This is a genomic window from Novosphingobium marinum (assembly GCF_013408095.1).
GTDB classification, from domain to species: Bacteria; Pseudomonadota; Alphaproteobacteria; order Sphingomonadales; family Sphingomonadaceae; genus Novosphingobium; species Novosphingobium marinum.
The window spans coordinates 1-10904 of sequence record NZ_JACBZF010000017.1 but is presented as its reverse complement, the minus strand read 5'-3'; the positions used below and the strand labels follow the sequence as shown (position 1 = coordinate 10904).

The window sequence follows — 10904 nt, the reverse complement described above, 5'->3', positions numbered from 1 at the left end:
CGCTGGGACGAGCTCATGCCATGGAACTGGAAGTCTTCAGAAACGGCTCCAATCGCCCAAGCAGCCTGACCTGCGGTCTTCACGCCACGCTTACGGAGGTTCCGCGATCTGGCCGGCCTTTGCACACTCCGCGCTTGACGATCCACCTCCTTCATTATTGACGAAGGCAAAGAGGTAACTCTCGGTTTCGGACAACTACATAATGCGGAAGGCTTATGGGTTGCCCGGATCGAGGTGCTCGCGGAATGTCGCAGAAAAGCTTGGATTGGAGGCGAATTTGAAACTACGAAAATTAGTGTCAGAAAAACCTTCAAGTTTTCTGTCGGCGCTGGCTTCGCCAGAAGCCTTGCACACAGCAACGACTTAATATCAACCCTTTCGGAGTGTGGGTTCACCGAGGATATGTTGGCGAGCAGAGCTCGCCAACGGATCGACGCTGCTTCGCAGCATCGATCTTATTTTTTTGAAATTCTCGGAGTGTCTCACGAATGAGAGCAAAAACCACTCGATTTGCTTCCTCTGCGGAGAGTCGTCTGCCGAACAGCGTCCTAGTGTTGAGATCTCGTCGCGGAGAGTGAAAGCTCGAGCTTCACATGGTCGTTGCTGCGGAGTTTTATGTCCACCCCGGATTTAGAGGTGCCGGCGGATAGGCACGACCCGGATGATGTATCGCGTCATTTTCTAGGACTTTGACTTCCTCGGCGTTCGCTACGCGTCTCGATCATCCCATAGCGGTGAGGCGAGCTCCCATCCGTCTTCACCCTTGAATGCGAGGCCTTCCTTGAACCCTTGCCCCAGCCGGTAAAGCGAGCGGAATTTCCCGTTGCCCCTGGGCCGCCATTCGACCACTTCCCAGCTCGCATTGGGGACGAAACCAAGGGCCACGACCATGCGCTCGGTGAAGGTGGCCGACGCGCGTTCATTGCTGGCAGCGATGATGGTAAGCGGGTCGATCTCGAGGTTGTCGATGCGAAAGATTTTCATTGATCACCTGTGTGTTGCTGATGCGGTGATCATATCGATTCGACCATTGCAAAGCGGGTGGATTCAGCGGTTCGGCATTGGGTAATGTGCTTGGTATGCATACCGTTACAATGCGGAGCAGGGGGAAGAGTCTCCTCTCCCCCAGCCGTGTCTTAACAGACGTCCTTCACATGTGATTGCCAGCGACGTGCTGCGACCAGATCTGCTGTGCTATTTACCTATTGCAGCTTATCGGCGGCATTGCGCTCAAGGCGCATCCCATGGAGTACGCTTACCAAAACCAGTTTACGGCTTTCCGCGATAGAAATCGACGTACATTATCATTGGCCCGTCGGTTTCCACGTGGTGAAGTGCCTCGGGGGGAATGGTCGCCGGGCTACCGGGTGACACTGTCAGCACCTGCCTGGGTTCGTGAAAGATCAATCTTACGGAGCCCGCCTCTACCACTAGCACACCCCATACACCTGCCTTGGTGCTGTGCGCGGTACGTATGGCGTCAGGCAACGTTTCTTCGTTGAACCTGGGAGTCGATTTATAGGGCGTGCTCATGGGACGATCCCGCAGTCAGTCTGCAGCTTCTTCTGCGTACAGTTCGTCTTCTTTGGCGATGAGGATATCGGCCAGAAACCAGTACGCCTCAGCCCATGCTTCAAGGACCTCGTCACTGGCGGCATCGCCGAGCACGTCCTTGATCGCTGCCAGCAGGTTTTCAGCGACGATGGGATAATGCTCAGGCTTGACGTGGGTTTCAACGTGACGTCGAGCCATGCGCATAACCGGACCACTCAAGTTTTCGAGCTTATCGACATTCTCGGCGTAGGCGATGATGGCCGCCGCCAGTCGCTTGGGCTGCTCTCCAGATTCCTGAGCTGCCTGATCGAACATCATCTTTACCTCAGGATTTTGGGCGAACATGCGCGCGTACATCCGTTTGGTGATATCCAAGCCGTGCTCGCGAAGTGCGGGAGCGGTGGCCTTAACAGTCGCCATGGTGTCTGCGGAGAGCATGCGAGTCATATAACGTCCTTTTGATGCATAGAGGATGCATCTATACAGCGTCGGAAAAAGATGTAAACAGAGGGCATCATATGAGGAGCCGATCATCAGACTGACACTGCATACCGACTATGCCTTGCGCATTCTGCTGCACGCCGCTGCCAGGGACGGCGAGCGGCTGTCGATCTCCGCGGTCGCGGAACAGCACGGAATATCGCGCAACCATGTGATGAAAGTGATCAACCATCTTGCCAATCTTGGCTTATTGCGCACAGCGCGCGGACCCGGCGGCGGATTTTGGCTGGCCCGAGATCCTGAGAGTATCAGCTTGGGGGAGGTGGTCCGAAAGACCGAACCTACGCTAAAGCCTGCGGACTGTGGAAGCTGTGTACTTAACTACGGATGCGGCTTGCAGCCCATCTTGCAGGAGGCGGTGAAATCCTTTCTCGCCGTTCTCGACACGAAAAGTCTCGCCGATGCTCTAGCTGATAGCAGGCTTGATTTCTCGAGGCTTCCCGCATCATCGGACGGTGCCAGCGAAGGAACTGACCTGCTTTGACAACCGGTTCCGGGAAACTGGATGGGGTAGTTTCCAGCCTACCTCTCGTGACGTGTCAAACTTCTTTGACAGAGTGTTTTGAAGGTCATATGCTTTAACCGCCCCCATGCGGCCGGCTTGTTAATCCGCCCCCGCACTGGCTCGCGCGCCGGCTGTTCCCTCACTAATCGTTAGACTTATACCGTCATGCCATCGCGGCACGCTCGGCTCGCTGGATAGCTGATCGGCCTACACCATACTCTTTGGCCAGTGCCCCTAGCGATACGCCCTGTGCGCGCTTCTCTCGTACGCTGGCACGCTCATCGTCTGTGAGTTCTGAATGGTGACCTGCCCCATTTCCGTCATGGGTGCGGTCCGTGACGAAGTCGTAGCTCCACAAAGTGCCCCCGATGTTGCGGACGCAGCCGCACGCACGATCCGTCATTGAGCCACAGCCGGCCGCGCTTCGGCTGCTTCTGCGGAACCTTCAGCACCTCGCAACGCCAGATGCGTCTGACCCGTTTGGCATTCGCTACCCAGCCGTCATTCCGCAGCAGGGCCGTGATCCGGCGATAGCCGTAACAGCTATACTGCTCGGCCCGATCGATGATCGCTGCGTCAGCGACCTTTCATCTGGACGCGGCGTCCTCGGCTTCCTCTGGGTCGAACGATGATGGCCAGCAACCCGGCAGGCACGGCGCTCGGAGCCGATGACTTCCTGTACATGATCGATGGCCAGCTGACGTCGCGAAGGGCTCAGTACTTTCCCTCGACAACCTCCCTTAGGATCAAGGCGTCGAGCGTCAGGTCGGACACCGCCTTGCGCAGCTGCTGGTTCTCTCTCTCTCCAGATCCTTGAGCCGCTTCGCCTGACTGACCTTCAGCCCGCCATATTCACGCCGCCAGCGGTAATAGCTTTGCTCCGATATCCCCAGCGATCGGGAGATCGATCCAATCTTCTCTACTTGCGACAACCGAACCTCGGCTTCGCGCAGCATCCCGGTGATCTGCTCCGGCGTATATCTCTCTCGTGCCATTCAAAGCTCCTTCCAAGCTCGAAATAGCCGAAATCCTAACTCTCAAAATGGACCACTTCTCGGGGGGAAGGCCAAGTGCTGCCCGCATCCAGTCGAGCAAGGGCGGTTTGCGCCTCAATCCCAGCCATAGCAAGACCGGATAGCTCAGGCCAAAAGCGGTCCCGCTTACGGGCTCAAAGAAACCTGGACCACCCAATTTCTGTGGCTTTCGGATTTCAACGTTCATGCTTCAAATCCGCTCTTCAAAGCGCGCCATACAAATCTCCAGAATACCGTTGCAAATGCGAATGACTCGCACTAGCAGTCGGGTGACTCGTGTTCAGGGAGCAAATTTTGAAACCGATACTTCTTGCGACGACGGCCTCGTTTGCACTGATTTTCGCATCATCTGCTGCGGCGCAGGATCGTTCAGCTCAGACTGGCGATCCTACCGATACAACGGACAAACGGACGATCGTCGTAACCGGCGCGCTTACGGATTTCGGGGCGACAAAATCCGACACGCCGATTGTGGAAACAGCGCGTTCAATTTCAATCGAAACGGAGCGGGATTTCGAGGAGAAGGGCGCCCAGTCGCTGGACGATGCGCTGACCTACTCGGCGGGCGTCACAGCCGAGCCTTTTGGCTTTTCCACCCGCGGCGATTTCGCGCAGGTTCGCGGACTCGACGCACCCGAATATCGCGACAATCTCCAGTATTTGTTCGGTTTCTACAATACCACCCGGCAAGATATCTATACGCTCGAGCAAGTGGAGGTTCTCAAGGGCCCGGCTTCGGTGCTGTATGGGGCAGGTTCTCCCGGTGGGATCATCAACGTGGTGACGAAGCGTCCGCATGGCGTCACCAAGGGCGAAGTACGGCTGGAATACGGCAGTTTCGATCGCAAGCAGATTGCGACCGATATCAATATCGCGATCCCTGGCGCGGAAGATCAGGCGCAGTTTCGTTTCGTGGGCATCCTGCGCGCCGCCGATACGCAGATCGAACAGGTCAACGACGACAAGCTTGTCATCGCGCCTGCACTTACCTTGCGGCCCGCGACCGGTACCGAAGTGACGATCCTGGCAAATTACTCGGAACAGAGTTCGGACACCGCCCATCAGTTCCTTCCGGTGACTGGGACGCTTTTTCCGTCAGTCACCGGTCAAGAAATCGACCCTTACGAATATCACGGCGCGCCCGGCTTCAACGCTTACGATACGCAAAGCTTCGCCCTTACGCTACTTCTGGAACAGCGATTCAGCGAGACGTTTTCGTTCGAGGCAGTTAGCCGCTACGTAGAATCGCAAGCCGACTATCGCCAAGCGTGGATCGCGTTCCGAGGCAATGGCGTGCCGCGGATCGACGAGAACGGCGACGGCGCATGGACCTACTATCTGGCGGACAATCGTAGCGAACAACTCGCCATCGACGCGCGCCTGCGCGGCGAATTCTCCACCGGCCCGATCCAGCATGAACTGCTCGTCGGCATGCAGCTGCAGGACGTGTTTACCGATTCTGACACGGCCTACCTATTCGCAGCCGGCACACTGAATGCCTTCGATCCACAATATCAGAACGTGCTTAGCGTGGAGGAGGTCCGGCAGTTTCAGGGCAACGGTCCGCGGAATTACGTAGATTCGACTGGGTTCTACATTTCGAACCAGATGAGCTGGGGCTCGCTGGTGGCTAATGCTGGTGTAAGATTCGACAGTGTCGATAACAGGGTCGAGAACGGCGGTACCCAAAAGGACGATGCGACCAGCCTCGGCTTCGGCCTGCTATGGCGCGGCCCTGCCGGCTTCTCTCCTTACGTGAGCTACGCCGAAAGTTTTGAGCCGGTCGTCGGCATCGACACGATCACCAACCAGCAACTACTGCCGCAGGAAGGGCGCCAGTACGAAGCGGGAATCAAATGGCAGCCAACAGGCATTAACGCCCTCATCACGCTGTCGGCATTCGATATCGAGGTATCCAACCTGCCAAACCCGAACTCGCTTGTCGGCGGCAACAGCCAGCAGGAAGGCGTTTCGAAGGTTCGCGGATTCGAATTCGAGGGCAACGCGCTTATCGGCGGACTGCGGTTGGATGCCAACGTCAGCTATCTCGATGCCGAAGATCCGAACGGTTTCGCGCTGACGTCGATCTCCGACTGGCAGGCCTCGCTTTTTGCCCTCTACAATTTCCGGGGTACGCTTGACGGGTTCAGCCTTGGCGGTGGGCTTCGGTATGTCGCTGGCAACGAGAGCAATGGCCTTTCGGCGATCGACGGCAGTCTGCTGACCTACCGGGTGGACGGACGCACGGTGGGCGACCTGTCGCTCGGCTACGACTTCGACCGGTTCGAATTCAGGCTGACCGTACGCAACGTCACGAACGAGGAATATTACGCGGTCTGCCTTGTCCGTGGGGACTGCTTTCCGGGCGAGAAGCGCAGTATCAACGGCTCGCTGACCGTCAGCTTCTGATGGAAAGCGACGCTCCGATCTGGATAGCGGCTGCGCTGGCGGTTGCCAGCGTGGCTTTGCTTCGGCTCTCTTGGGGCAAGCCACATCGCTCGACTGCGCTGAATTTCGGCGGTTGGGGTGCGCTGCTGGCCGCGCTTGTCGTTGGCGGTAGCGCGGCGGGCGAGTGGGGTGTCGCTGTCACCGTGCTTGTCGCTACGTTCGTTGCGTCCCTCGTGCTGGCATTCGCGGCAACAAGGCCCGCCCGCAAAGCGCAGGCAAAAACCGTCAGGACGAGCCACCAAAGTAGCGAAAAGGTTTCACCGGCATGGCGATCCGGCTGGACGACCTTTACCATCACCGGGCCGCTGGCCCTCATCGCAAGCGTATCGCTGGCGCTCGCCGTGCGAGCCCTGATCGTGATGGCCGGTGGCAAGGAGGCGGACGCCAACGTTGCTGTTCTCGCCACGGTTCCGATCGCATGGCCCGTTCTCTCTTTCGCGCTGCTGATGATGTCGCGCCGCGCCCGGCAATTCGCCTGGGTGTTTGGCATCGCCGCACTGTCGGCGCCCTTCCTCTCGCTGCAAGGCGGCCTGTCATGACCAAAGCTTTCTCCAAGGAAACCGTTCGTAAGGCAATCTCCGCCCATTCGGCTCTTGGCTTGGTGTGCTGCGCTGCTCTTTACCTGATTTGCGCAACAGGCACGGCGATCGTGCTCTATGAAGAATGGCAAAGGTTCGAACAGCGCGACGCTCCAGAGATGACCGCTATCGAACCTGCCAGCGTTCAACGCGGGATCGAGAACGTCCTCGCTAGCGAGCGCGATAGGTCAGTTGCCACCCATCTCTATGTGCATTTGCCGACAGAAGATCTCCCGCGCACCACGATCACGACGGATACGCAGGCCGTCCATGTCGATGAACAGGGTCGGATCGCGATGCCGGAAGAGAACGCCTGGGCCGAATTCCTCCTGGCGCTGCACTACCGTTTGAACCTGCCTGCTGTCGTCGGGATGTCGCTCGTCGGGCTTTTCGGCAGCATGCTGGTGGCGCTGACGCTCTCCGGCATCGTGGCGCATCCGCGTATTTTTCGCGACGCCTTTCGCCTTCGCGCGCGCCGGGGGGACGATGTTGCTACGCTCGACTGGCACAACCGTCTGGCAGTTTGGACCACACCCTTTGCACTGGCCATCGCGCTGACAGGGGCGATGATCGGTCTTTTCTACATTTCGGGGTCGAGCCTAGCCGCAAGCGCCTACGGCGGCGACAGCGAGGCTGCGCTCGCTCCGGTTTTCGGGGCAGAGCCCGAAGGCGATACCTCGCCCGCGCCGATAGCGAACGTGGTGCCAGCACTCGCCTTCATGGAACGGGAATATCCCAAGACCCATCCCTATTACGTCATTCTGCACGATCCGGGTACGGCAGGCCAGCATATGCAGATCGTTGCCAAACACCCTAGGCGCCTGATCTTCGGCGAATACTACGCCTTCTCCGGGTCAGGCGCCTTTCGCGGCACGGCAGGCATGGCGGACGGAACCGTGGGCCAACAATTGGCAGCATCCACCTACAATCTGCATTTTGGCAATTATGGCGGGTTGCCGGTCAAGATCGCCTACATACTCTTCGGCCTTGCGATGGCGGTGGTGGTTGCGACCGGAACCTTCATCTGGCTCGACAAGCGGGAAAGGGCCGGGAAGCCATCGCCCTATCTTCGTGCCACTTGGTGGGGCTTCGTCGTAGGTGTTCCCGCCGGCATGGCCGCAACGCTCCTGGCGCGCCTGGCGTTCGGCAATAGTGCGCCGTTCGTTGCGATCTTCTGGTTGGTATGTCTACTTGCTATTGCTTTGCGGCTGCTTCACTCCCGACAGATGCGAACGTTCATCGATACTGAGGCATCCCCATTCCATACCGAATAATTCGCTGCTTCTTAAATCCGTCGTACGATTACCTCTTGCCATCGGACGAAAGGAGATCCGGTTCCTTCGTCTATGAGGACATTCCGTTTTCGACCCAGAGGCGGTCTGAACGCTTTGCGCCCCGATGTCGGTCATCAAAAAGTTGATGTGACAGCGCCCAAAGCCTACACTCAAACAAGATCGACAGCTGCAGTCACCATTCGACCGTCGATTCCAGAGTAAGTTGCAGGAAGGCAGGCCCTCGGCGGTCTTCATCATTAGTGCACTCAGGCGTGCCGGAGAAAGCGAGCCGAGCGCTCAGCGATGCGCTTGAGATACAACCATTGGCGGCGATTGGCGCACCGGGGGTCACAATTCCTCATAATTGCGATACACTAAGCGGATGACGCTTCTGGATTTGCTTCTCCTTGTTTTTAATCGGCCTGAATATGATGCCCGCCAAATCGATTGGCGGTTTATCAAATGGTGCGAAGCAAATGGGCAGCCATATCATGGCGCTTTCCAAAAATTTGCTCCTACCGAAGGACTTGCTCCAAGCCGTACGGGGCTTCGATTTTTCGACCCTCATCAATGTGTACACATTCTCCCACGCGAATACCAAGCTAAATCTAAGGCGATGGCGAGCGCGGTAGAATGCGTAAAGCGTAAGTACTTCCCGACACATCTCGAAAAATCACGCGCCTATCAACAACATCAAATGTATCTTGAGGGGCAAAACCGCCGAGTTAAAAATGCGCGGGACCCAGTAGCTTCCTCGAAGGGGCAAGCTAGATCAAAGCGGCGGCGTAGATGCAGTGCTTGCCTTACAGGCGGATCGAGCTTTGGTTTGACCAAAACAGGTTCAATTGTCGGCGGACCTCGAACCTGTGTCGTCTGTGGTGGAACGGGAATGGTTGAGCAGTAGACCTTAATATATGGTTCGATAAGATATTTATTAATTGTTCGGGAAGTATCCGAGGTGATGCGGAAGTTTGTCCTGATCACGGGTAGCGTTTCTTATTGTGAAACTAACATAGGCGTATTACAAGAAATAGGTTCGAAATTTTAATATATTCTGATGCATAACTTAAATTAAGATCGAGCGGAAGGATTTATTTAATGAGGTCGCTAGCAGCTTCAGCCATTTGTCTTGTTCTCGCCGGGTGCGAAGCACCGCCAGCAGACGCTTCTACTAACGATGGCACGAGCAAAGCCGGCGTCGTGGAGGGACCGGATGGTCGCTGGCGGCTCACGGAATATGTTGGTGCGCCCGGAGTATCAAGCGGTGCGGACGCGAACATCGCACGCGCTTCTATTGGACAGACGCTGGAAATCCGGGGCGACATCCTTATCAACCCGCAAGGCGAAGAATGCACCATTACTCATAAAGGAAGCCACACTCTCGAAGAGTTCGAGGGCGGAAGCTTTGGCGGCAGCTGGTCGGAGATCGGCATCGAGAGTGGCACGCCAGGCCCCAATGGCGTTACTTACGATACATATCTAATAGAGGCTTATTGTCCGCGCGGTGGATACACGCCTGCACGGTTCGTGCAGGAGCATGATTGGACCGATGCGAATGCAGCAAGACGGTTGCTTAAGAAAAGCGTTTTCCTCTTCGCAAATGATGGGTCGCTCCCGCTTTACAGGGTTTCAGGCCACTGGGTGAGGCTTGAAAAGGTCGCCGAGATGAATGATCGAATGGCCCCGTCCGGCGCGGTAATGAGGCCCGACAACGGTCCGTGGAAGGCATATCCCGGCGATCGGCGCGCCAATATCAAGGTCGCTTATCAGGACGGTCCTTCGCTCTCGGGTGGGTGCAACGCGCGGCTCGGTGGGGATAGCTACGGCTTTTCGCTATACGACTATGGCGGGTCTGCTCTCCGCCGGGTCGACGATGAAGGCGAGCCCATCATTTTCGAGATCGTCTCGGCTGAGGGTGAAGTTCGCAGGTTCGAGAGCATGATGCATTACTTCGCACCGGACGAGGCTTGGGTTATCACGCAGGGACACAATGTCCCGAGCAGCTTTGCGGATAAGATCGGCGCTGGAGAGGTTCTTCGCCTCGTCAACGGCAATGGCGAGGAGGTCATCGCCTTCAGTACGGATGGTGCGAGTTCGGCGTTCGAAACTTCGCGGCGCGTCTGCCAGTCCTAGCCAAACCGACATGGCGGGCGCCACCTCGCTGCTCCCTATCCTGGCTGCGTTTTCGAGATGCGCAGCCTCCAGCTCTACCGACCTTTACCGATCAAGGTAGAAAGTGCCTACAGGGTTGCGGGCATGGCGTTGGGCTCAGGATCACAGTTCGGCAATTACAGTTAAGGCGTTTCGACGAAGCCCGAGGCTGTTTGTGAAAGTGTCCGTCCGCGGTTGATGAGCCAAGGGCCGATTGCCTGGGCCCTTTCGGGAGGGTGCGCTAAGACAGTTAAGAAAAATCCCGATTCCGCATGGGGCCGTACGGCGAAAGACAGCTATCCTGCGTTCGGTGACCACAGGTAACCAGAGAGCTTCCAGCCAGGATGTGCCGCATTCATGCCCTCAGCCTGAACCTTATTGAACCTAGTCGTCCGACCGATCTCCGATTACTTCCCATCCACCTTCGGTGAAATGCGCCAGCCCATCGGCGTGCCGCACTGCAAAGTTACGAAGGATATCAGGCGCCATCTCGGCAGGAGGTTCCCAAGGCGCAATCGAGTAAGAGACCGGTGGCCAATGCCGAAGTCCCTCGTGGAGTCTGCGAAGCACCAGGTTCGTTGCATGGTGGACATCATGGGCGATGATAGTGATCGGACCAATCTGCAAATTGCTCAAGCGAAAAATTTTCATTCTGACCTCGTGGTTGTGATGTTCGGTCAGCATGAACGTTCGTACCCGCCGTGTCGGGTGGCTTCTGGCAGGATCGGACCATTACAGTATGGTGCCGGTAGCAGGCGAAGTTGCTGAGCGGCCCCCATTGAGTGGTCCGGTTTGATTGTTAGTGCATAGTTGTCTCCGGCGCCATGGCTGACCGCAGGTGTAGCGAAGCGGAACCGGA

General features: G+C 57.1%; 9 protein-coding genes and 1 pseudogene. 5 read left to right on the top strand and 5 right to left on the bottom strand.

Going from position 1 to position 10904, the window contains the following annotated elements:
- Positions 1-708: 708 nt before the first annotated feature.
- The 3 genes from FHS75_RS17620 to FHS75_RS17610 all read right to left on the bottom strand — a co-directional run bounded on the left by FHS75_RS17620 (position 709) and on the right by FHS75_RS17610 (position 2001).
- Positions 709-984 (bottom strand): hypothetical protein, encoded by a 276-nt coding sequence (locus tag FHS75_RS17620; RefSeq protein WP_179408958.1) that lies wholly within the window; start codon positions 982-984, stop codon positions 709-711.
- Positions 985-1269: 285 nt separating this feature from the next.
- On the bottom strand, positions 1270-1533 hold the full coding sequence (locus FHS75_RS17615; RefSeq protein WP_179408957.1) for a TehB family protein: 264 nt from the start codon (positions 1531-1533) through the stop codon (positions 1270-1272).
- Between the two features lie 15 nt (positions 1534-1548).
- Positions 1549-2001 carry a globin domain-containing protein gene (locus tag FHS75_RS17610; protein ID WP_179408956.1) on the bottom strand — a complete coding sequence of 151 codons (453 nt, stop codon included), beginning with the start codon at positions 1999-2001 and terminating at the stop codon, positions 1549-1551.
- A gap of 25 nt (positions 2002-2026) precedes the next feature.
- On the opposite strand from FHS75_RS17610, the gene FHS75_RS17605 reads away from it, so the two are divergent.
- Positions 2027-2539 (top strand): RrF2 family transcriptional regulator, encoded by a 513-nt coding sequence (locus FHS75_RS17605; RefSeq protein WP_218845331.1) that lies wholly within the window; start codon positions 2027-2029, stop codon positions 2537-2539.
- A gap of 337 nt (positions 2540-2876) precedes the next feature.
- Here FHS75_RS17605 and FHS75_RS18050 read toward each other — a convergent pair.
- Positions 2877-3555, bottom strand: a pseudogene (locus FHS75_RS18050) (transposase); the annotation flags it as partial.
- Between the two features lie 333 nt (positions 3556-3888).
- Between FHS75_RS18050 and FHS75_RS17590 the strand changes: the two are divergent.
- From FHS75_RS17590 to FHS75_RS17575, 4 genes are all read left to right on the top strand, one after another.
- Positions 3889-6003: a TonB-dependent siderophore receptor gene (locus FHS75_RS17590; RefSeq protein WP_179408954.1), complete on the top strand. Its 2115-nt coding sequence runs from the start codon at positions 3889-3891 to the stop codon at positions 6001-6003.
- On the top strand, positions 6003-6581 hold the full coding sequence (locus tag FHS75_RS17585) for a hypothetical protein (protein ID WP_179408953.1): 579 nt from the start codon (positions 6003-6005) through the stop codon (positions 6579-6581). Before FHS75_RS17590 ends, FHS75_RS17585 begins: the two co-directional genes overlap by 1 nt.
- On the top strand, positions 6578-7894 hold the full coding sequence (locus tag FHS75_RS17580; protein ID WP_179408952.1) for a PepSY-associated TM helix domain-containing protein: 1317 nt from the start codon (positions 6578-6580) through the stop codon (positions 7892-7894). Before FHS75_RS17585 ends, FHS75_RS17580 begins: the two co-directional genes overlap by 4 nt.
- A gap of 1098 nt (positions 7895-8992) precedes the next feature.
- Positions 8993-10027 (top strand): hypothetical protein, encoded by a 1035-nt coding sequence (locus tag FHS75_RS17575; protein ID WP_179408951.1) that lies wholly within the window; start codon positions 8993-8995, stop codon positions 10025-10027.
- Between the two features lie 402 nt (positions 10028-10429).
- Here the strand turns inward: FHS75_RS17575 and FHS75_RS17570 are convergent, their stop codons facing one another.
- Positions 10430-10729 carry a hypothetical protein gene (locus tag FHS75_RS17570; protein WP_179408950.1) on the bottom strand — a complete coding sequence of 100 codons (300 nt, stop codon included), beginning with the start codon at positions 10727-10729 and terminating at the stop codon, positions 10430-10432.
- Positions 10730-10904 lie beyond the last annotated feature (175 nt).